Below are 23,589 nucleotides of genomic sequence, written 5' to 3'. Positions count from 1 at the left end.
GTCAAAAATGATGGCCCCTTTGTCCTGATGGTTTATCAATATGGATTCAAAAGCCTGCATAAGCGCATATTCTTCAATGCCTGGAGAAAACTGAAGTACCTTGAAGTAGTTTTTGATGCTGAAAGCCTTTTGGTAGTTGTATTTTTTGCTTACGCTTTCTTCGGTGTCCCTGAGGTATTTTTTGATCCAGCGGTCTGTATCTATTTGTGTTACCCAAAGATTCCGTATGATTTCTTTTGGTTTTTCCCCTATATCCGTTTGAAAAATGTCACTTTGGTTATGTGCCGGATCCATGGATACCAGAAGGGTCTTCTGTGCATTCCGGCTTTTTTCCAGGGATACAAGGGCCGAAACAGTGGATTTTCCCACTCCTCCCTTGCCTGAAAAGAATATCAGTGTGGGTTTTATGGCATTCATATTTTAAGTAATTGGATATTTTTTGACATGTGGTGCTTGTAATTTATCATTTTTCATAGTCCCGATAAATGGTTAAATATAAACCTCTACATCGGATCCAGCAGGGAAAACAACTCTCCCAGCGGATCATGAGCTGTTTGGACTCTGTTCAGCATGATTCTCAGGTCATCTTCCATTTCGGGGAGAAGTTCCATCGTAATATGTATGGGAGGAGAGGGGATGCCTGCAAACGAGCCTACTACAAGTAGCGCGAATATGTTGCGTAGCTCTTTTTCTTCCCACTCATGCAGGTTTGAGGCATTTCCGCGGTTGATCTCTTCAATATCCCGCAGCAATTTTTTTAGTTTGGATATGAATTCATTAAATCCCATACAAATCAGATTTTAATTTACTTTGAAGATGTTCATTTCCGAGCGGATTCTTTTTTCCGAGGGAAAATAAAAATACAGCGCGTACAAAACAAACAGAACCATTACAGAAAGCGTTATTCTGGGTAGTGCCAGCAGATACCCTGCAATTAGGATATATACTGAAATGGAGGCAATTGTGAGAAAATGTTTCTCAAACCGCATGAACCTTTGTTCATCTGTATGTTCCTCTCCTTTTATTTTGTTTACAAAGAAAATCCGGTACCAGAGCGGTAGCACTACAGCAAAAAGGGCTGTGGCGATCATCACAACCACAGGAATCCAGCCCTGATTTAGCGGAAGAAAGATATCCACATTGAATTTCCCCATTATATACAACACAATAAATGCAAATATCCCGGGAAGATTGATCTTCAGATAATGTCGGAGCAGCGCTTTCCGCATCATGTTTCTTGTTGTTTATTTGGCTACTTTAAAAATTATTATTTGTTGTTATTTTACCAATCTTCCAATCAACCAATCAATCCACCAATCAATCAATCATCTTCATGCTGTTTCCATTGCCGATTGGGGTTTAACGGCGAAGAAGGTTTTTATGCCTTCAACAACAACCAGCACCACCAGCAGAATGATCATCCCGTTCACGAAAACCAGCAGCCAGTTTTGATCATTAATGAAGTTGATCTCGTTCAGTATGGAGGCCCAGAAGGTCATAATCACCATAAAGATCGCCGGTATGCCTGCTATAAGCCATTTATAAAAACTCTTTCTTCTCAGATACATGGTGACCACTATCAAGGCGAGGGCGGCCAGTGTCTGGTTGACTGCTCCGAAAATAGGCCACAGGGTTAGTGCTCCCTTACCGTCGGCTCCGGAAACGAATGCCAGTAAGGCTGCTGTGGCAACAACTACAAAGGTGGTGAAGTACATATTTTTGAATGGTTTTACACCCAGAAAATCGAACAGTTCCGTCACAACATAACGCTGCACACGCGTTGCTGAGTCCATCGTTGTGGCAGCAAATGAGGCAACGAATACGCCCATTATTGCTATGGCTACAGAAAATGGTATTCCTGTGGTTTCCACCATATTGGCCGCACCAATTACGAAGGATCCTACTTTATCGTTAAGCCCTTGTACTGCAGTCCAGGAAGCATAATGATTGGTCCAGGCTTCCGTACCGGCCAGCATTTGTCCGTCTTGTTCATACCCTAGTCCAATACCCGCGGCCACGGCAATAATTACCAGTGTTGCCAGAAATCCTTCTGTTATCATCGATCCGTAACCCACAAACAATGCATCCGGTTCATTGCGCACTTGTTTGGCTGAAGTGCCGGAAGCAACCAGTGAATGGAACCCTGAAATGGCTCCGCAGGCAATGGTGATAAAAAGGAAAGGCCAGAGTGGGGGTGCCGCCTGGGGATGCATTTGAACCTCCGGGGCTACTACTTTCATATCTGCTGTGAATGTGCCAAAAAACACCCCGAGTACCATTAAGCCCATAGCAATCAATAACTGGTAGGAATTGATGAAATCTCTCGGCTGAAGTAAAGTCGTAACCGGGAGTATGGAAGCAATGTAGGCATATATGAGCAAAATAATGGTCCAGATTCCTGTAGCTGGAATACCAAATATTTCACCGAGGCTTATAGGTATATGGGTACCCAAAATTACGGTCAGGTACATTAGAATTACCGAGATGAGAGACCAATAGAGTATGTTTTTTCCTTTTTTGTTGACCAGAAAACCAAGGTTAAGTGCAATGGCTACCTGCAGCCATACAGGAATTACGGAAGAAGGATACATATCAAATATAACACTGATGACCAGTCCGAATATGGCAATCACCAGCCAGAGCTCAAGAAAAATGATGATAAAAAAGTAAAAGCGGGTGTTGGGAGTGATGTATTTGGCCGTGAATTCCGACAATGACTTCCCTTTGTTGCGCATGGAAATGATCAGGGCTCCAAAGTCATGAATGGCCCCCATGAAAATGCTGCCCACAAATACCCAGATCAATGCCGGGACCCAACCCCATATGATGGCTATGGCAGGTCCGACAATCGGGCCGGTTCCGGCAATGGAAGTGAAATGGTGACCAAAGATAACTTCCCGCTTCGTGGGAACATAATCTATTCCGTCTTCCATAGTACCCGAAGGAACTTTTGCACCCGCGCTGAGTTTCATGATGTGCTTTCCAATAAATTTTCCGTAGATTCTGTACATGGCAATATATCCAAGTGCCGCTGCAACCATAATGATTAATGCGTCCATAGCCCAATGCTTTTCGTTGTATCATGCAAAAATATCAAAAATAATCTGTAATTTTTTTTCGGTCTATATTGATAGATTTTGAGAAAAGCCGTCCGTATGACCTGTTTGTCAAATTCAGGAGACGTGTGGAAAGCTCGGAAAAGTTTTAATTTTCTTATCTTATTTATATATTTGCTAACCTTTAAGCTTTATTATTCGATGTCTCGAGTTCATCATAAAAATCAGTAATTTAAAATAATAACCAATTGCTCATTTAAATTGAATCGTCAATGAAAATTTTAGTTTGTATAAGCAATGTTCCGGATACTACCACCAAGGTGAGGTTTACAGATGATAATAAGCAATTCGATGCCACCGGTGTACAATGGGTGATCAACCCATGGGATGAGTTGGCATTAACCAGAGCCCTTCAATTGAAAGAGGACAGCAACAATGCCATAGAAAAGGTAACTGTAGCTCATGTTGGGGAGAAAGGCTCCGAAGCCACCATTCGAAAAGCCTTGGCGATTGGAGCGGATGATGCCATTCGGGTCAATGCCGACCCCAGGGATGCCTTTTTCGTTTCTGCACAACTGGCTGAGGTTGTCAAACAAAATGATTTTGATATCATTTTTGCCGGAATCGAATCAAGCGATTACAATGGCGCTGCAGTTGGCGGAATGCTTGCTGAACAGGTTGGTTTGCCATCGGTTTCAGCCATTTCGTCCTTTGAGATAGAGGATGACCAGGTTAAAATCACCCGCGATATTGACGGGGGAAAAGAAGAGGTAACATCAGAGCTGCCTATGGTAGCCATAGTCCAGAAAGGAATAGCCCTTGAACCAAGGATTGCCTCCATGAGAGGCATTATGATGGCCAGAAAAAAGCCATTGAATGTAATGGAGCCTGTTGATGCCGATTCGCTTACCGAATTTGAAAGCTTTGAGTTGCCAAAAGGCAAGCCTCCATGTAAGATGATCGATCCCGAAAATGTCGAAGAGTTGGTAGATCTGCTTCAGAATGAAGCCAAGGTTATTTAATATCTGTTTGTGAGATAGCAGCAAATGACCATAAATGACAACAAATCATATATCAATCATTCAATCATTCATTATAGTATAATCTAAAGCAAGAGATATGGCAGTATTAGTTTTTACAGAAAACTGGGACGGCAAATTCAAAAAATTGTCCTTTGAACTGGTTTCCTATGCAAGTAAACTTGCTGAGATGGCCGATACACAAACTGTAGCACTTTCCATAGGTGAGGTTGAGGAAGATGAACTGAAACAACTGGCCGATTATGGAGCGGAGAAGATCGTATCGGTGAGCCGTGAAAATTTAAGGCAACTCGACAATCAGGCATATACATCCGTTATTGAACAGGTGGCCAACAAGGAAGGGGCCGACATGATTGTTCTTGCTCACAACAATGTAGGGAAAGCCCTGGCTCCGAGATTGTCTGTCAGACTTAATGCAGCACTTGGTTCGGAAGTAAATCAATTGCCTTCCGGTTTAGAACCTTTTACCATACATAAAAAAGTTTTTTCAGGCAAAGCATTTGCTCATGTAAGAATGAAATCCGAAAAGAAGATCCTGACATTGGCACAGAATTCGTTCGGGGTGTATGAAAATTTACAGGATCCGGATATAGAAAATTTTGATCCCGATATTGGTGATGATCAGATAAAGACAAAAGTCAACAATGTTGAAAAACACAGGGATAAGTTGCTGCTTACCGATGCCGAGCTGGTAGTATCCGGTGGGCGTGGTATGAAATCACCTGAGAACTGGGATAAACTACAGGAGCTGGCCAATGAGCTCAGCGCAGCCCTGGCATGCTCCCGTCCTGTTTCAGATGAAGGATGGCGGCCTCATGAAGAGCACACCGGGCAAACAGGTAAAATTATAGCACCCGATCTTTATGTTGCCGTTGGTATTTCCGGGGCAATTCAGCATATTGCCGGTGTGAGCCGTGCCAAATATATTGTGGCCATCAACAACGATAAGGATGCCCCGATATTCGAGCTTGCCGACTACGGAATTGTGGGCGATGCTTTGAAAGTTTTGCCCGAACTGACGGAAGCAATCCGAAAAGCCAGATCATAAGCTGACAATTGAACGATAATCATAAGGCAATCGATGTTTGAGAGGGTTCATCGGTTGCCTTTAAAAAAAATAGAATATGCTAAAGCAGGTTGTTTTTATCATTGCCTTATTAATTACTCTTGGGGTTTTCACCTATACGGTTTTGCGTTTGCTTACCTATTTCAAGTTTACCCGCCAAAATTTTCCGATAAGAAACCTGGGTAAGCGTTTTGGCCTGATGATGCAGGTGGCTTTCGGGCAGACCAAGATTTTCAGGCATCCCATTATTGGATTGTTACATGCCTTGGTTTTCTGGGGTTTCCTGGTGATCCTGATCGGAAGTATTGAGATGGTGGTTGACGGAATGTTGGGCACTGAAAGGGTTTTCAAAGCCCTGGGTGTGGTTTACGATGTGATCATCGGAGCCGGGGATATTTTTGGCCTGATTATAGCTATAGCCGTTGCGGTTTTCCTGATCCGGAGAAACTTACTTCATGTGAATCGGTTCAGCGGCATTGAAATGGATCATAAAAAACACGTGGATGCCAATGTGGCACTCACATTGATCTTTTTGCTGATGATAACTTTGCTGGGTATGAATGCCTTTTATTATCAGCATGCTTTGAGCACTGGGCATGAGATCTACGGTGCTTTCCCGGTAAGTCAGTATATCGCTTCCTGGTTTGTTTCCATGAGTGGGGATCAGTTGTATATTTATCATGAAGCCAACTGGTGGTTACACATATTGCTTATCTTCTTTTTTGCCAATTATCTTCCCTATTCCAAGCATTTCCATGTTTTTCTCTCCGTTCCCAACGTTTTCCTGAGTCGGCTGGAGCCTCTGGGAAAACTTGATACCATGGAGAACGTAAAGAAAGAGGTGCAAATGATGATGGACCCCAATGCCTCCCCTGATCAGCCGGCCGGTGAGGAAGAAGAAGTGGAACGTTTCGGTGTGATGGATGTAGAGGATGTATCGTGGAAGAACTATTTTGACTCGCTGGCCTGCACCCAGTGCGGCCGCTGTACCAATGTATGTCCTGCCAGTATCACCGGCAAAAGATTATCGCCGCGGAAGATTATCATGGATGTGCGGGAAAGGATGAAGGAAAAAGGCCCCGGCATGATGAAGAACGGGAAAGATTACTCCGATAATAAAGCATTACTGAGGGATTATATAATGGAAGAAGAGCTTTGGGCTTGTACTACCTGTAACGCATGTGCCCTGGAATGCCCGATCAATATCAATCACCCTACGCTTATTGTTGAAATGAGAAGATACCTGGTGATGGAAGAAGCTTCCGGGCCGGGTGATCTGAATGCCATTTTTAACAACATTGAAAACAATGGGGCTCCCTGGCAGTATTCGCCGGAAGATAGGATGAAGTGGGCTGAAGATTTGTATATAAATGAAATATAATTGTCCAGGTATAAAATAACACAATATGACTAAACGTAAGATTGAAGTTCCGATAATGGCCGATCTTCATGCCAGAGGTGAGAAGCCGGAATACCTGGTTTGGGTTGGCAGTGCAGGAGCTTATGATGATCGCTACAAGAAGGTCACGAGGGCTTTCATCAAAGTGCTTACTTATCTCAATATAAATTATGCGGTACTGGGAACCGAGGAAACCTCAAGCGGAGATGTAGCACGCCGGGGAGGTAATGAAATGCTTTTTCAGATGCAGGCCATGTCCAATATTGAGCTTATGGACGGGTATGCCGTAGAAAAAATCCTCACTTGCGATCCCCATGCTTACAATACTTTTAAAAATGAATATCCTGATTTTGGCGGTCATTATGAAGTATGGCACCATACACAGTTTTTTCAGAAACTCATTCAGGATGGCACGCTTAGCATTGATAGCAGCAGGTTTAGAGATCAAACCATCACCTATCATGATCCTTGTTACCTGGGAAGGGCTAACGGAGAATACAATGCTCCACGCAATGTTCTGGATTCCATACCGTCGCATAAGAAAGAGATGCCCCGGCATAAGAGCTCCGCACTTTGTTGTGGAGCAGGAGGAGGTCAGATGTTTAAAGAAGCAGAGAAAGGCGATAAGGAAGTATTTATTGAACGAACCGAGGAGGCCCTGGATACCGGATCGGATATTATTGCCACGGCCTGCCCTTATTGCATGGTGATGCTAACCGATGGACTAAAATATAAAAACAAGGAAACAGAAATAAAAAATCTCGATATAGCCGAAATTATAGAACAGAGTCTTGAATTATAAATATAGAAATAAAATGGAAGAAAAAGAGTTGAACATAAAAGGATGTGAATTTCTTACCAAAGAAACAGAAGCCAGCGAAATTTTTATTCCCGAGGAATTTGACGAAGAACAAACCATGATCGCTCAGACCTGTCAGGATTTTCTGGAAACAGAAGTTTTCTGTAATCTCGACCGGATTGATAAAAAAGAGGAAGGTTTGATGAGGAGCATACTGGAAAAGTCAGGCGAACTGGGTTTATTGGGTATCTCTGTTCCCGAGGATTATGAAGGCTTCGGCCAATCTTTCCTTACCTCCATGTATGCCAATGAAGTGTTGGGTGCCGGCTATTCTTTTTCCGTGGCTTATTCAGCCAATACGGGTATCGGCACGCTACCCATCGTTTATTATGGAAATGAAGAACAAAAGCAGAAGTACCTGCCCAAACTGGCTTCAGGAGAGAAGATGGCATCTTTCTGTTTGACCGAGCCGGGAGCCGGATCCGATGCCAATGCCGGAAAAACCAAAGCGGTCCTTTCCGACGACGGCAAACATTACATAGTCAGCGGACAGAAAATGTGGATCACTAACGGTGGCTTTGCCGATGTACATATAGTGTTCGCAAAAATTGAGAACGACCGGATATTGAGCGCTTTTATTGTAGATGGAGATAGCGCCGGTATAGAGATCAATCCCGAGGAGGAGAAAATGGGTATTAAAGGTTCATCAACGGTACAGATCTTTTATAATGATGTGAAAGTACCGGTTGAAAACCTGCTCGGCAGAAGAGGTGAAGGATTCCGTATTGCCCTTTATATTCTCCATATGGGACGTATTAAGTTGGGAGGTAATGTGATCGGTGCTGCCAAAAGGGCCATCAGTCAGTCGGTGAATTATGCCAACGAAAGAAAACAGTTTGGAAATTTGATTTCTGAATTTGCCTCCATTAAACACAAACTGGCTGAACAGGTGATTGAAACTTTCACCAATGAATCGGCCGTTTACAGACTAAGCAAGAATGTGGACGAAGCCATAGAAGCCAATATGAATAATGGTATGGACTATGGTAAAGCAAATACGGAAGCTTTTGTTCAGTACGAGGCAGAGGCCGCTATACTTAAAGTTTATAGCTCTGAAACACTGGATCATATTGTTGATGAGATGGTGCAGATTATGGGCGGAATGGGTTTTTCATCTGAAATGCCAGCCGACAGAGCCTACAGGGATTCCAGAATCAACCGTATCTTTGAAGGAACCAATGAAATAAACAGGCTCTGGATCTCCGATACAGTCAATAAGCGGGGGCATAAGAAAAAGATTGATATATTTGGTCAGGCAGACGAGGTGATGGAACAGCTCCATAATCTACCGGAATATAAGTCGCAGGGTTATTTTGAAGACAAAGCCCATTATGTGCAGAACTTCAAGAAGGTAGTGAAGATGCTTATGAAGGCTGCCTCCAATAAATTCGGTAAGAAAATGGCCCATGAGCAGGAGATTCTGAATAATATGGCCGATATTATTACATTGACTTATGTGGCTGAATCTACCATGTTGCGGGTTAAGAAGATGGAGTCCATGCAAACTTCGGTTGATACGAGCTTGTTACGAGATATAGTCGATGTATTTATGCTGGATGCCGCTGACAGGATACGGAAATATGCACTGGACGCCATTTATTCTCTTGATGCGGAAGAAGATATAGAGAAATACACAAAAGGAGTAAGCCATTTTACCGCCCTTCCGCGGTTTAATGTTAAAGAGGCCCGCAGACGAATAGCCGATAAGCTCATCGGGGAAAACGAGTATTGTTTTTAAGAAGCAGGAAAGCCTGGATGAAAATTAAGTGCTAAGAACCAGGAATCAGGAATCAAGAAACAAGATAAAAGATAAAAGAGACAAAGGCGAAGGTTAAGCTAAAGAGTGTTTGTCCATAAAATCAAGGAGATTTGAAAGAGTCTCGTCTGGAATGTTCGCTGGCAAGACTTGCTGGTTTTGAATGGCAAATGTAGAGACGTACGGCCGTACGTCTCTACCAGAAGTAATTGACTGGTATGAAAAACGAGCGTAACGCAGCCAGCGGATATTATAGACAGACTCTAAAGAAGATTATAATACATAGATATAGCTTTGTTGTAATTTAAAATTCTGTTTTTGTTTTTGACTTGTGTATTTGCTTTTTTCTGACTCCTGCTTTCTATTTCTTGATTCTTGATTTTTCTATTCTATCTCTTGTCTCTTGATTCTTGTCTCTTAATTCTTGTATCTTGTTTCTTATCTCTTAAGTTTATATCAATTATCTCAAAAGGCTTTTGAAAATGCCTTCTCGTGCATTATGTGAGTAACGTGCTGAAATCAATCTCCTCGGCGCCTCCGGTATCGTAAATGTTCCCGTTTTCAAATTTCAGTGTTCTGGCTTCAAATTTTTTTACCAGTTCATAAGCATGGGTGGCCATGACAATGGTTTTGCCATTGGCATTAATCTCCAGCAATAATTTCAGAAGATCTTCCGAAGTTTCCGGGTCAAGATTGCCGGTAGGTTCATCAGCAAGAATAATCGGGGGATCGTTTAGTAATGCCCTGGCAATTACTACACGCTGCTGCTCACCGCCCGAGAGCTGATGCGGAAATTTATAGCCTTTGTAGCTAAGATTTACCTTCTCCAGCACCTCATTGATTCGAAACCGTATCGCTTTTTTGTCTTTCCAGCCTGTGGATTTCATTACAAACTGCAGGTTATGAAATACCGAGCGGTCAGAAAGAAGTTTAAAGTCCTGGAAGACAACTCCCAGATTTCTTCTTAATTTTGGAATATGCTTCTTTTTTAGCTTTTTCAGATTGATGTCTAGCACGTATCCTTCTCCTTCATGCAGCGGTATTTCAGCGTTGATCACTTTAATAAGTGTGGTTTTGCCGCTTCCCACACGACCTACAAAATAAACAAACTCATTTTCCTGGATGTTTAAGTCGATGTCCTTAAGGATTAGATTTTCGTTCTGGTAAATTCGGGCCTCATCAAATTTTATCACCTCATTCATAATCTCCCTTTTATTATGGCAGGTTATTTGTAATATAAATATACAAATCTAGAGAAAAAATAAAATATTTTGGGATATTAACAGTTAAATGTTAATTAAAAGAGCGAAGGAAAGATGCTTGTTTCATTGATTTATTTTAATTTTAGGCAAAATTCAATTATCCATTCTATGCAGCTTTTGAAGTATGTAATCCTGTTATTGTTTGTTTTTCCGTTGACACTGAATGCTCAGGAAAGTGAGGGCATTTCTCCGGGTTATCGTGCTTATCAGCAAGCTATTGAGCTATACGATAAGGAAAAATATGCAGCGGCTCAACAGCATTTTGATAAGGCATTGAAAAAAATGGAAGATGCAGAGAAAGAAATTAAGGCTAATTCCCGGTATTATATGGCTATTTGTGCAATAGAGCTCCATCACAATAATGCCGAATACCTGTTGAATCGTTTTATTTCCGAATATCCTGAAAGCCCGAAGGTGAACTCCGCTTATTTTTATATGGGGGAATTCCAATACAGGCAGAAAAATTATCAGGATGCGATACAATGGTTTACCAGGCTTAATAAGGATAAACTTACCGGGGAGCAACTCGGAGCATATTATTTTAAGCTCGGTTACAGTTACCATCAAACCGGGAACTCCACCCGGGCCACACAGGCTTTTTACGAAGTAAAAGACGGAAATTCAACTTTTGCGTCTCCCGCCTTATACTATTATTCGCACATTGCCTATCAGAACGGCAATTATCAAACCGCCCTGGAAGGTTTTAAGCAACTGACCGGCAACAATACTTTTGCCCCCATTATGCCCTATTACATTACCCAGATTTATTATCTCCAGGAAAGATATGAAGCCGTCATAGATTATGCGCCCCAGTTTGTGCAATCGGCAACTGCAAAGCGGCTTCCGGAAATTGCAAGGATTATCGGAGATTCTTACTACCAGTTGCAGCGGTACGACAGTGCATTAACCTACCTGGAAATGCACAGGACGAAAGGTGAGGCAATGGAACGGGAGGATCATTACCGGTTGGGTTATGTTGCTTATCAACTCGATAGTCTGAATAAGGCAATAGAGCATCTGGAAAAGGTTACCGACCAGGAAGATAAGATTGGCCAGAATGCTTACTATCATCTGGCTGATTGTTACCTGAAGCAGGATAAGAAGAATAACGCACGCCTGGCTTTTGAGTTTGCTTCCAAACTTGATTTTGATCCAAAGATCCGGGAAAATGCCTTGTTTAATTATGCCAAGCTTACCTATGAGATGCGCAATACACCATTCAATGATGCCATTAAAGCCTTTGAGGAATATATTGATAAATATCCCGATTCCGACAATACCACTGAAGCCTATAATTATCTGGTTGATGCTTATCTGAATTCAAGCAATTACAAGGCGGCGCTCAGATCGCTGGAAGAGCTTGAGGAACTTGAGCTTCCCCTTCGGAAAGCTTATCAGAAAGTGGCGTATTACCGGGGTCTTGAGTTATACAACAACAGACATTATGAAGAAGCGGTGGAAATATTTGCTAAAGCTCTGAAATACAAGAATTTTAATCAGGGTATTGCTGCTCTTTCCAGATATTGGCAGTCTGAATCGAATTATCAACTTCAGAACTTTGAAAAAGCAGCAGCCGGCTTTAATCGCTTCTTGTTATCCTCGGGCGCCTATAATACAGATGTATATGACAAGGCCCATTACAATCTTGGTTATACCCATTTTCAGCTTCAAGATTATCCCGATGCAATAAAATGGTTCAGAAAATATTTAAGCATAACCAATGCCGAAAAAAGTCAATACGTCGCCGATACATATATCCGGCTCGGCGATGCTTATTTCATACGGCGCAATCACCAACAGGCCATAAATTATTATGATAGGGCCATAGAACTTGATATCAGAAGTCAGGATTATGCGCTCTTTCAGAAAGGGTTTGCTCAGGGGTTGCAAAATCGCCCTGAAAACAAGATTGCCACACTGAAACGCCTGGTCGAAAGGCATCCGGAATCGGGTTATATAGATGACGCATATTTTGAAATGGGCAGAAGTTATATGACTTTGGATCAGTTACAGAATGCCATGGATTATTTCAACCAGATTGTGAATGACTTTCCCTCGAGCAATCATGTCAGGGAATCGCTGGTTCAACTGGGGCTTATCCATTATAATCTGGACAACAATTCAAGAGCCATTGACTACTATAAACGGGTTGTGACTGAATATCCGAATACCGAACAGGCAAATAGCGCACTCACTGGCCTGAAAAACATTTATGTGGATATGAACCGGGTAGATGAATATACCGATTACGTAAATAACCTGGGCGATTATGGCCAGGTTAGCATGAACGAACAGGATTCATTGACTTTTAGGTCGGCCGAAAAGGTGTATATGAATGAGGGTTGTGACGATGCGATTGAATTGTTCCGGAAATATCTGGATCGATTTACCAACGGTAATTTTGCCCTAAATGCTCATTTCTACATGGCCGATTGCTTAGAAAGACAGGGTAGTGTGGATCAGGCATTGGAACATTATCAATATGTCATCGACCAGCCTCAGAATTCCTTTATGGAACAGGCATTAAATGCAGCCGCCCGTATCAATATGGATAGGGAAAATTACGAAGAGGCCCTTGACCAAATGGAAGATCTGGAGAAAGTTGCAGAAGTTCAAAAAAATATCATTTTTTCAAGGGTTGGGCAGATGCGTGCTCATTATGCACTGGAAAATTACGGGGAAGCTTATGAAGCAGCCGACAAGGTTTTACATACCGAAAATCTTAATGCCAGGGAGGAACGAGAAGCCCGTTTCACTAAAGCTAAAGCCCTCTTTTTTGAAGAGAAATACGATTTGGCCCTGAAGGAATTCAGAATTGTGGCTGAAGAAGTCAGTAGCAATGAAGGGGCTGAAGCTAAATATCGCATTGCCCGGATATACTATGAAAAAGAGGATTATGAAACTGCCGAAGAAGAAATATTTGATTTTGTGGAACAGAGTTCATCCCAGGAATATTGGAAAGCCAGGAGCTTTATATTGCTTGCTGATGTTTACAAAGCGATGGGAGATTTATTTCAGGCCCGGCATACATTGAAGAGTATTATTGAAAACTATGAACCTTCAGGGGAAGGAGATGATGTACTAGAAAAGGCAAAGGAGAAGTATAATACCATCCTGGAGGAAGAAAAATATCAGATGAACGGAGATACAACGGATACTAATGAAAGAGAAATAAAGATCCGCATGCAGGATGAAAGTGCACCCGATACAAGCAGTGAAACCCCGAATAGTAGTGAATCAAACCAGGAATCTACAACAAAAAGCAATGAATGATGAGGATCACGTCTAATTTCATATTGGTGATATTGATTTGTCTTATTCCGCTTATCCGGCTTTCGGCCCAGGAACAAATTGATAAGCGGGTGCAGGTAGTGAGGTCATATCGGCCCGAGGTAAAAGAAGCCTATAAAATTAGTGAGTTGCCGGAAATTACAGATACTACCCAAACTGAAACAGAGTTTGATTATTATCTGCTGCCGAAAAGAGTAGAGACACAATTTGACCTTGATCCCATTCCATCTGCCACAATGGTTTCGGAGCCCATTAAAGAATTATACGGCAGCTATGTGAAAATCGGTCTGGGCAGTAAACTGGCACCTCTTGCAGAGTTTTCAATAACCAATAAGCGGTCAAAAAACAGAGCATTTGGTGCTTTTTTGCGGCACCGTTCTTCACCAGGAAAGGTAGCCATGCCCGATGGGGAAAGGGTGTTTGCCGGATATTCAACGAATAAGGCGGAGTTGTTCGGTAAGCAGTTTTTCGAAAATTCAGTATTGGAGCTCAATCTTGGGGGTAAGCACAACACAAGGTATTTCTATGGCTATAATACCAATATAGATACCACCTTGTTAAAGGACAACATCAGACAGAATTTTACCAATGTGGGCTTCAGCCTTGGATATAACAGTACGTATATTGATTCATCCCATCTTAATTATGATTTACAGTTAGAGGGTAACCATTTGAATGACAATTTCAATACTACTGAAAACAGGATTAAGGTGACCGGTGACTTTGACAAATTTTATGACAATTTCCATGTCGGGATGGATGCAGGTTATACCTATATTGAACATCAATCCATGCAGGATACCGTGAACAACAATTTGGTCAAAGTAAGCCCCTGGGTTGCCAGATATGGTGATGGGTGGAGAATTCAGGGCGGTATTAGTTTTTTCTCGGATATAGTAGAGGATGAAGGCAAAGCCCGCATATACCCTACCGCACAATTGGAATACGATATGGTAAGTCAGTACTTCATTCCTTATGGCGGCATTGATGGCAAATTGGCCCTGAACCCTTACAAATCCGTTACAGAAGTCAATCCCTTTATCATGCCTGGTTTACATATAAAGAATACCAATTACAATATGATCTTTTATGCCGGTATGCGTGGACATTTAAGTCCTTCCACCTTTTATAATGTCAGGATGGAATATACCTTTTTTGATGACATGTACTTTTTTGTGAATGAGATTGCTGCTACTGACAGGGCAGGTAATCAATTTGATGTGGTATACGGAAACGGGGAAAAACTGAATCTTTTCGGGGAATTGTCCATAGATGTCAGCAATGACTTTAACCTGCGGTTGAAAGGAAATTATTACGATTATGTTATGTATGACCAGGCCCGTCCATGGCATAAGCCCAATTATGATTTAACTTTCTCAGCAAGATACGATTTACGTGATAAGATCATACTGCAGGGGGATCTTTTCCTTAGCGGAAGACGTTGGGTAAAACCTGCCGGCCCATCTGAGGACCCTTTCAAGCTGGAAGGTTATGCCGATCTTAACTTGGATCTTGAGTACAGATATTCAAAGGTTTTGTCAGGTTTTCTGAAATTAAAAAATTTGTTGGCCAATAATTATTCCATTTACAACAATTATCCGGTATATGGTCTTCATGCATATCTCGGAATTACCTATGCCTTTTAGCTTGTTCTGTCCTGTTGTAAATTGTTGGTAAAATGTTTAAAAAATCCAGAATTTATCGGGCTTTTATCTTGATGATGTGTAATTTTTTTGTTAACTTTACATATAAGTTTAAAATCATACATGTCTAATAATTAAAAAATTATAAAAGCACAATTAAAAAGGGTTAATTCATGAGTATGCAAGACAAAGATCAGGAAAGAAAAAACCAGGAGTATCAGGATTATTCAGCAGGAAGCATTCAGGTTCTTGAAGGTTTGGAAGCCGTTCGTAAACGGCCGGCAATGTACATAGGGGATGTAGCGGAAAAAGGACTTCATCATCTTGTTAATGAGGTTGTTGATAACTCCATTGACGAAGCACTTGCAGGTTATGCCCAAAACATTGATATCATTATAAATGAAGACAGTTCCGTTACCATTACGGATGATGGTAGAGGTATCCCTGTAGATTACCACGAAAAGGAAGGCAGATCCGCTCTTGAAGTGGTTATGACTGTGTTGCACGCAGGCGGCAAATTCAATAAGGATTCTTATAAGGTATCCGGTGGTTTACACGGTGTAGGGGTATCCTGTGTCAATGCCCTCTCGGAATACTTAAAGGCTGAAATTCATCGTAATGGGAAAATTTATTACCAGGAGTATAGAAAAGGGAAACCGGTAACGGAGATCCAGGAAATCGGTACCACGGAAAAAACCGGAAGTATCATTACTTTTATGCCTGATCAGGAGATATTTGCCGTAAAGGATTTCAATTATGAAACGTTGGCTTCACGACTGCGTGAACTGGCATTTTTGAACAGGGGCATTCAGCTTAGTATTGTGGATAAACGTGAGTTGGAAGAGAACGGGAACGGTGGCGATTATAGACATAATAATTTCTACTCTGAGGAAGGATTGAAGGAATTTATAGAATTTTTGGACGCCACCCGTGAGAAGATCATTCAAAAACCCCTTCACCTTGAAACTTCAAAGAACGGCATCCCCGTTGAAATTGCATTGCAATACAATAATGCCTTTTCAGAGAATGTCCATTCTTATGTAAATAACATCAACACCATAGAAGGTGGTACCCATCTGGCCGGATTCAAGAGGGGGCTTACACGGACATTGAAAAATTATGCTGAAAAGTCCGGTCTGACAGCTAAACTGAATTTCACCATTAATGGGGATGATTTCCGGGAAGGTTTGACCTCAATCATTTCTGTGAAAGTTCAGGATCCCCAGTTTGAGGGTCAAACCAAAACCAAACTTGGGAATTCTGAGTTGGTTGGTGCTGTTGATCAGGCTACCAGTGAGCTGCTGACAAATTATCTTGAGGAAAATCCCAAGGATGCAAAAAATATTGTAAATAAAGTAATCACCGCCGCCCAGGCCCGACATGCTGCAAGGAAGGCAAGGGAGATGGTTCAGCGTAAGAACGCCATGAATGGCTCCGGGTTGCCTGGTAAACTTGCCGACTGCTCAAGTAAAGATGCTGACAATACCGAGATATACCTTGTTGAGGGAGATTCTGCCGGGGGAACAGCCAAACAGGGCCGAGACAGAAGATTTCAGGCTATTCTGCCCCTTAAGGGGAAAATATTGAACGTGGAGAAAGCCCTGAGAAGTAAAATTTTTGAGAACGATGAGATCAAAAATATTTTTACAGCGCTTGGAGTTACCATAGGTACCGAAGAAGACAGCAAGGAACTGAATATATCCAAATTACGGTACAATAAAATCATTATCATGTGTGATGCCGATGTGGACGGAAGTCATATCGAAACACTGATCATGACCTTCTTCTTCCGGTACATGACCGAATTGGTCAAAAAGGGATATATTTATATTGCTACCCCCCCGCTTTATCAGATAAGAAAGGGAAAACATGCCCGATATTGCTGGAATGAAGAGGAACGTGCTCAGATTGTTGATGAATTGGGCAAGGGAAAGGAAAGCAATGTTACCATTCAGCGGTATAAAGGCCTTGGTGAGATGACATCAGAACAGTTGTGGCAAACTACTATGAATCCCGAGAACCGTAAATTACGTCAGGTAACCATTGAAAGCGCGGCAGAAACTGACAGGATATTTTCTATGTTGATGGGAGATGATGTGTTGCCGCGAAGGGAGTTTATCCAGAGCCATGCCAAATATGCAAATATTGATGCATAGGCGTTGAATTTGGTTTTTGTAATAACGATTCTTTAAGAGCAAATGGCGTACCCGGTTTCCATGGTGTGTAAACAGTCCGTTGTATAGGATATACGGCGGGCTGTTTTTTATATTGATGGTTTGCCGATTGTTCCAGTGTCGTGCTTTTGCACTGGGTTGGGAAATTTTTTGTGCTTAAGATGCAAAATATGCCAGCATTTTTTTATATTTATTTGCTGAATTTCCAGGAAAATTAAGTTGACTGGAACATTGCAAATTATATAAAGATGCATTACTCGAACTATACAGAATAAACCATTAACAATATAATACAAAAATTCAAGATTATGAGACATTTTAACAATTCCCTCCAAACAGCTTTTATTATCGTGTTGAGCATGTTTGTTTTTGCATCCTGTCAGCAGGACCAATATTCGGCCGAAGTCACCGAAAAGGCCGGAGAAGAAATAGCAGTACTTCGTGATAATGAGAACAATATGCGCGTGAACATTGCTGTAAGTATAGGAAACAATATGTACAAACTGATGGTAAATGATACCAATCAATTGCATTTTCCTACTACACTCGAAGAATATGGCACTACAAATACCAAACATGCCAATCCGTTCATGTATCCCTGGAGTAACAGGCTGGAAGGATATTATTACTATTTCAATGATCAGAAAATTTCCGTTGATACCACCGACCCATCGTTATATTTTCAACGGGATGGTAACAACCTTCCGCTCCATGGTTATATGACAAAAGTTGATGCATGGGAAACCGTCAGTTATCAAGCTACCAATGAAGATGGAGCCATCCATACTGCAAAAATTGATTTTTCCGAGCATCCCAGGCTTATGAAAAATTATCCCTTCCCCCATGTAGTCACCATGAAACATATTTTAAAGGATGGAACGGTATCTATTCAGGTTGCCGTTGAGAATACAGGAGAAAAGGCAATGCCTGTGGCTTACGGATTCCATACCTACTATAAAATACCCCCGATGGATTCATACGATAATTATTTGACCATTGCTGCAGAAAAAATTATGGAACTTGATGATCAGTCATTGCCAACGGGTGAATTGACAGATATTTCAAACCTGTTGTCTGATCCCCGGCATTACAGAATTGGAACCAAAACGATAGATCATGTTTTTACTCAACTGAAAACCGATGAGAATGGTTATAGCGTGTTTTCATTGGAAAAACCCAATCATACCCTTAATATTCATATGGGCGAGAGTTATCAATATGCTACTGTATATTCTCCCATTGAGGAAGGTACTTCCTTTGTCTGTGTTGAGCCCATGATGGCTCCGACAAATGGTTTTAACCTTTATCATAAGGGGATATGGGACCATCTACCTGTTGTGCAGCCCGGAGAAACCCAACAATCTACATTTAAGATTGCTATAGAATAAAGCCGGTTTGGCAATTTGTGAGTTAGCCTGGCTTTATCATCCCGAACTTTCCGGGATCTTTGCTTAGGGAGAGAAAGGTGTCTTATTAATAAAATATATAATTAGATGAGTATTGACAGAAGAGAATTTTTTATCCAATGCGGAGCTGCTGTCACTTCTATTGCTGCATTGCCCTTAATTTCATGGACTAATGGATTGAAATACATTGACGGGGATTCTGTTGGTATAATTAAGAAGCTGTCTCTTTTAAATGATAAGTCAGTTGAGGATCTTCTGAAGAGACAAGTTGATGAACCGAGTTCTCGTTGGAATGGCGGTGTCTATAATGGTTATGATATACCCAATGCACATGCTACGGCTAATTTTATCTGTAAGCTGGGCATAAGTTATGCTTCTGAATATTCTCGGTATCATCTTTCTGAAAGACTGCTGAAGCCTTTGGAAAGGGCCATCACCTGTTTGCTGAACGTGCAGTATGACGACGGAACTGTTGATTTGCACAGTACCAACTTTCATTCTACCCCTGATACAGCGTTTATTGTTAATGACCTGGTTCCGCTCTATGTATGTTTGAAGCGGCTGGAGCGGTCAGAACTGGAGTCTTTTCTTGCCAAAGTGAAAAGGTTTTTGTTAAATACAGGCAAATGTCTCATGGATGGTGGGATTCATACAGCCAATCACCGCTGGGTCGTTACTGCCGCTCTTGCAAGAGTTCATTCCTTATTTCCTTCAGAGAAATACGCAAAAAGAATTGATGAATGGCTGAGCGAGGGCATTGATTTGGACCCGGACGGGCAATATCCTGAGAAAAGCGTAAGCATTTATTCTCCGGTTTGCGATAACATGCTGATAACCATAAGTAGGTTGGCTGATCGCCCTGAATTGCTGGATGTGGTGAGAAAGAATCTTGAGATGACCTTGTATTATATCCAACCGGGAGGTGAAGTAGTTACGAACATCTCAGGCAGGCAGGACAAGTCGCGCATAGGATATGTGAACCATTATTACTATGCTTACCGGTACCTGGCCATCAAGGATCAAAACCCTGTATTTGCCTCGGTTTGTCAATTGATTGAAGATAAAATGCCGGAGCGGATCACGGACTTTCTACCATATCTGATGGAAGATCCGGTTTTTGACCAGGAGATGCCCTCACCTTCCGCCTTACCTGATAACTATTTCAAAAGATTTTCCTATTCAGGGATTTTCAGGATCAGACGTGGCAATACCGATATTTCAGTTGTTGAAAATGAACCCATTTTCCTTACCTACAGAAAGGGTGAGGCTGTAATGCAGGCCATGGCGCTGGCTGCAGCATTTTATGCCAGTGCCCAGTTTGTATCCCAGGAATGTAATTTCTACGGTGGAGAAATCATTCTGAAAAAATACCTTACAAAGGGATATTATCAGCCCTATCCCATAGAGAAAAGGGATGGAGATGTGGACTGGAATGAAATGGACCGGGAAAAGAGAGAAATCACAAAGGAGCAAACACTGGAAATGGTTGTGAAAATTAAAGAAACGAAGGGAAAAGTGAGCGTGGATGTATCAATAACCGGAACACCTCATGTACCGGTTTCCTGGGAGCTGAGCTTTAGAAAAGGGGGTAAACTTTCAGGCGTAACTGAGGATGAACATGTAACTGATGCATATTTTCTGGAAGAAGGAAAAGGTCAATACAGGGTAGGAAATGATGTAATCAGATTCGGGGAAGGTCATGTAACGCATAAATGGTCGCAGATGCGTGGCATGTTGCCCAAACAGGAAGGGTATAGTGTTTATCTGACCGGTTATACACCGTTCAGGCATCAATTATTCATTTCCTGAACATCCTTTATTATTCAATTCCGCCTCCACTGCGTTTCGGTTGCTTACGCTAAAGCTTCAGCGACAGCGTGCAGGCAGGCCCGCCTCCCGGCGGACAGGCATTTAATCATTTAATAAGGAGGTTCCCATGAGCATCACATTAAAAATCACCGGTATCGGAGTGCTTTTTCTTCTGACCATTATTTCCGGTATCTGGTTGGCGAGAACCGGAAAACCTTACAGCCCTGTACTTTTCAACGTTCATAAACTGATTTCACTTGCCGGGTTGGTGCTAACCGGCATTGTGGTTTACAACCTGCTCAGGGGATTAGAAGTTAGCCCCCTAATGGGGGCATTGGTTATTGTAACTGGCGTGTTGTTTATTGGTCTTATAGTTTCCGGAGGTTTACTCAATCTGGATAAACCTTTTTACAATTTACTGAAGACCATACACCGAATATTGCCGGCGGTTTCTATAATTCTGACCGCTGTGATATTCTTTTTCTTGCTCAGAAAGTAGGTTTTTTATAAATCTTTCATCATCTTACCCCTTTATATACCGGATTCTTCTTATCTTTTCTTTAAGATTTAGCCGGGTTAGGTGTAATATTCCGATAATTTTTGCTACCTATGTATAAAATCCGGGATTGTTTTGAGTGATCACAAACAACAAGAGGAATTCCTAAAACTGATCGCGGAGCATCAGGATCTTATACGCAAGGTAGCCGCCATTTATCATAAGAATAAAGCCGATCAGGAAGATGCCTTTCAGGAGATTCTGTTGAATCTGTGGCAGGCTTATCCCACCTTTCGCGGAGAATCCAAATTTTCAACCTGGTTGTACCGGGTGGCCTTGAATACTGTTATATCAGGATTCAGGAAGGTTTCCAATAAAGTCCGGAGGAATCAATCGGAAGTCCCTATTACCGACGAGCTCCTTGGACCCTCAGAACAGGACCTATCCGAAGAGATAGAATTTTTGTACCGTGCCATAGATCATTTGTCAGACATTGAAAAAGCCATTATCATGCTTTACATGGAGGAAAAAACGTATGATGATATAGCGGAGATTATGGGAATGACCCGCACCAATGTCGGTGTGAAGATCAACCGGATTAAGAAAAAACTGAAAAAAATTTATAATAAGGTATCCGATGGACATTGACAAGTTAAAGGGAAGCTGGAAGAAATATACTTCAGAGCTTAGAGACAAAGAAGGAAAAGGGACCCCGGAGCTCAGAGAGATTCTGAGACAAAAATCTCAGTATGCTCTGAAAAGGCTCCGTAAAAATTTTCTTATTGAGGCAGGAGTGAATATCGCTGCCATTCCTGTTTTGTTCATCGTTGTAGTCAATGGATTGGTAATGATTGAACCCCTCAGGTATTACCTGTCATTCTTTTTGCTTGTTTTACTGGCTATCTTTCTTGTTTTTCTGTATAGATCGTATATTCGGATCTACCGGTATGAACATTTCAGATTGCCCCTGGATAAGAAGCTGGAAGAACAAACCAATGCATTAAAGGAATTTATGCGCAAATATGAACGCATAGCTTATATATTGTATTTTGTGGCCCTTGGTTTGGGTGTATTCATTACTTCACTCAACGATCTTACGGATCTTGCCTGGAAATCTGCTTTTGCTTCAGGAGTAGGATTGCTGGTGTTTTTTACAGCCATTAAACCCCTCACAAAATACTATTTGAAAAAACTATACGGCAAACATCTGTATGCACTCCGCCAATATCTTGAAGAATTAAAAGAGGTTCCATAGATTATAGCCAGTTTGTTGTGGTATATGCCTCAATAATCTTGTTCGCCGTGCTTAGCGTTTCCTGTTCCGCAAGGTATTTCAGCAGGGAGACAAATATATTGCTAATGAGGAAATTATATGTTGGCAAAGGAAACCTACACCGATCAACATGAAAGCCCTTTCCATCAACCTGGCTTTTCATTTTAATATATTCTCTCATTAACCCGGTAAAATTTTACTTTTTTGCAAAAATTGGGATAGCCTTTTATTTCGTGTTATATTTGCATTCTATTGTTGTCTGGCTCAACCTGCCTTTGGTACCGATGGTGAAACAGGTGATAAAGAAAGCTTTGTAAGATGAACACAATGGACAAGCTATTAAATAAAGAGGGAAGTTTTTCAAAAGAAGATATCATACAACTCCTTCAATCGGAAGGGGATGATAAAACCAGGCTTTTCGAACGAAGTGCCCGGGTGAAATCCCAATATGTTGGGAGAAAGGTGTATTTCAGGGGACTGGTTGAATTTTCCAATATATGCACTAAAAACTGTTATTATTGCGGCATCCGCAGGGCCAATCAAAAAGCAGAGCGTTACGATCTGACCGATGATGAAATCCTGGATGCCGTGCGGTTTGCTCATGAAAACCGTTATGGTTCGGTGGTTTTGCAGTCCGGCGAGGTTTCTTCTCCGGCTTTCACCAGGCGGATCACCGGATTGCTGCAGCGGATACAGGAGATATCCCGGGGGACGATGGGTGTTACCCTTTCCCTTGGTGAACAGCCTGAATCGGTGTACAGGGAATGGCTGGAAAACGGGGCGCACCGTTATCTTCTTCGTATTGAAGTTTCTAGCCGCGAGTTATACGGGAAACTTCACCCCGATGATCATAAACATGATTACGACAAACGGCTGGAAAGCCTCCGCACCCTTCAGCGGCTGGGCTATCAGACAGGCACCGGCGTGATGATCGGTCTGCCGTTTCAAACCTATGAAGATATGGCGGACGACCTGTTTTTCATGCGCGATTTCGATATCGATATGGTGGGAATGGGACCCTATATCGAGCATCAGGATACCCCGCTTTACCAATACCGC

Annotated in this window: 19 protein-coding genes; 14 read left to right on the top strand and 5 right to left on the bottom strand. The window is 41.9% G+C overall.

Annotated elements, in window-relative coordinates:
• The 4 genes from KGY70_05600 to KGY70_05585 all read right to left on the bottom strand — a co-directional run.
• Nucleotides 1–417 (bottom strand): ArsA family ATPase (locus KGY70_05600; protein MBS3774638.1); only part of this gene is annotated, 417 nt, incomplete at its 3' end.
• An 86-nt stretch (nucleotides 418–503) separates the two neighbouring features.
• Nucleotides 504–788: a hypothetical protein gene (locus KGY70_05595; protein ID MBS3774637.1), complete on the bottom strand. Its 285-nt coding sequence runs from the start codon at nucleotides 786–788 to the stop codon at nucleotides 504–506.
• A 12-nt stretch (nucleotides 789–800) separates the two neighbouring features.
• Complete coding sequence (locus KGY70_05590) at nucleotides 801–1,232, bottom strand: hypothetical protein (protein MBS3774636.1); 432 nt, start codon at nucleotides 1,230–1,232, stop codon at nucleotides 801–803.
• 99 nt (nucleotides 1,233–1,331) lie between these two features.
• The gene (locus KGY70_05585) at nucleotides 1,332–3,059 is read right to left on the bottom strand and encodes a carbon starvation protein A (GenBank protein MBS3774635.1); all 1,728 of its coding nucleotides are present in this window, start codon (nucleotides 3,057–3,059) and stop codon (nucleotides 1,332–1,334) included.
• Nucleotides 3,060–3,328: 269 nt separating this feature from the next.
• Between KGY70_05585 and KGY70_05580 the strand changes: the two genes are divergently transcribed.
• The 5 genes from KGY70_05580 (at nucleotide 3,329) to KGY70_05560 (ending at nucleotide 9,158) form a co-directional block, all read left to right on the top strand.
• The gene (locus KGY70_05580) at nucleotides 3,329–4,078 is read left to right on the top strand and encodes an electron transfer flavoprotein subunit beta/FixA family protein (protein ID MBS3774634.1); all 750 of its coding nucleotides are present in this window, start codon (nucleotides 3,329–3,331) and stop codon (nucleotides 4,076–4,078) included.
• 97 nt (nucleotides 4,079–4,175) lie between these two features.
• Nucleotides 4,176–5,144 (top strand): electron transfer flavoprotein subunit alpha/FixB family protein, encoded by a 969-nt coding sequence (locus KGY70_05575; protein MBS3774633.1) that lies wholly within the window; start codon nucleotides 4,176–4,178, stop codon nucleotides 5,142–5,144.
• Between the two features lie 76 nt (nucleotides 5,145–5,220).
• Nucleotides 5,221–6,543, top strand: coding sequence for a 4Fe-4S dicluster domain-containing protein (locus tag KGY70_05570; GenBank protein MBS3774632.1), 1,323 nt, complete (start codon nucleotides 5,221–5,223; stop codon nucleotides 6,541–6,543).
• Between the two features lie 25 nt (nucleotides 6,544–6,568).
• A complete protein-coding gene (locus tag KGY70_05565; protein ID MBS3774631.1) occupies nucleotides 6,569–7,363 on the top strand; it encodes a (Fe-S)-binding protein in 795 nt (264 codons plus the stop codon).
• A gap of 13 nt (nucleotides 7,364–7,376) precedes the next feature.
• Nucleotides 7,377–9,158, top strand: coding sequence for an acyl-CoA dehydrogenase family protein (locus tag KGY70_05560; GenBank protein MBS3774630.1), 1,782 nt, complete (start codon nucleotides 7,377–7,379; stop codon nucleotides 9,156–9,158).
• Nucleotides 9,159–9,673: 515 nt separating this feature from the next.
• On the opposite strand, the gene KGY70_05555 is transcribed toward KGY70_05560, so the two are convergent.
• Entirely contained in the window at nucleotides 9,674–10,378 is a 705-nt protein-coding gene (locus KGY70_05555) for an ATP-binding cassette domain-containing protein (GenBank protein ID MBS3774629.1), read from the bottom strand.
• A gap of 168 nt (nucleotides 10,379–10,546) precedes the next feature.
• Between KGY70_05555 and KGY70_05550 the strand changes: the two genes are divergently transcribed.
• From KGY70_05550 to KGY70_05510, 9 genes are all read left to right on the top strand, one after another.
• Nucleotides 10,547–13,711: a tetratricopeptide repeat protein gene (locus KGY70_05550; GenBank protein MBS3774628.1), complete on the top strand. Its 3,165-nt coding sequence runs from the start codon at nucleotides 10,547–10,549 to the stop codon at nucleotides 13,709–13,711.
• The gene (locus KGY70_05545) at nucleotides 13,708–15,375 is read left to right on the top strand and encodes a hypothetical protein (protein ID MBS3774627.1); all 1,668 of its coding nucleotides are present in this window, start codon (nucleotides 13,708–13,710) and stop codon (nucleotides 15,373–15,375) included. Before KGY70_05550 ends, KGY70_05545 begins: the two co-directional genes overlap by 4 nt.
• Nucleotides 15,376–15,551: 176 nt before the next feature.
• Nucleotides 15,552–17,528 carry a DNA topoisomerase (ATP-hydrolyzing) subunit B gene (gyrB, locus tag KGY70_05540; GenBank protein ID MBS3774626.1) on the top strand — a complete coding sequence of 659 codons (1,977 nt, stop codon included), beginning with the start codon at nucleotides 15,552–15,554 and terminating at the stop codon, nucleotides 17,526–17,528.
• Nucleotides 17,529–17,854: 326 nt separating this feature from the next.
• A complete protein-coding gene (locus tag KGY70_05535; GenBank protein MBS3774625.1) occupies nucleotides 17,855–18,934 on the top strand; it encodes an aldose 1-epimerase in 1,080 nt (359 codons plus the stop codon).
• Between the two features lie 105 nt (nucleotides 18,935–19,039).
• Nucleotides 19,040–20,761: a hypothetical protein gene (locus KGY70_05530; protein MBS3774624.1), complete on the top strand. Its 1,722-nt coding sequence runs from the start codon at nucleotides 19,040–19,042 to the stop codon at nucleotides 20,759–20,761.
• 127 nt (nucleotides 20,762–20,888) lie between these two features.
• A complete protein-coding gene (locus KGY70_05525) occupies nucleotides 20,889–21,260 on the top strand; it encodes a hypothetical protein (protein ID MBS3774623.1) in 372 nt (123 codons plus the stop codon).
• A 132-nt stretch (nucleotides 21,261–21,392) separates the two neighbouring features.
• Entirely contained in the window at nucleotides 21,393–21,905 is a 513-nt protein-coding gene (locus tag KGY70_05520; GenBank protein ID MBS3774622.1) for a sigma-70 family RNA polymerase sigma factor, read from the top strand.
• Nucleotides 21,895–22,512, top strand: a complete 618-nt coding sequence (locus KGY70_05515; protein MBS3774621.1) for a hypothetical protein — start codon at nucleotides 21,895–21,897, stop codon at nucleotides 22,510–22,512. The genes KGY70_05520 and KGY70_05515 overlap by 11 nt, the downstream gene beginning before the upstream one ends.
• A 345-nt stretch (nucleotides 22,513–22,857) precedes the next feature.
• On the top strand, nucleotides 22,858–23,589 hold a 732-nt coding region (locus tag KGY70_05510), incomplete at its 3' end, for a radical SAM protein (GenBank protein ID MBS3774620.1).

Source organism: Bacteroidales bacterium, assembly GCA_018334875.1.
Classification (GTDB): Bacteria; Bacteroidota; Bacteroidia; order Bacteroidales; family UBA12077; genus JAGXLC01.
The sequence above is the reverse complement of the archived record's forward strand: the minus strand, read 5'-3'. Positions and strand labels throughout refer to the sequence as shown.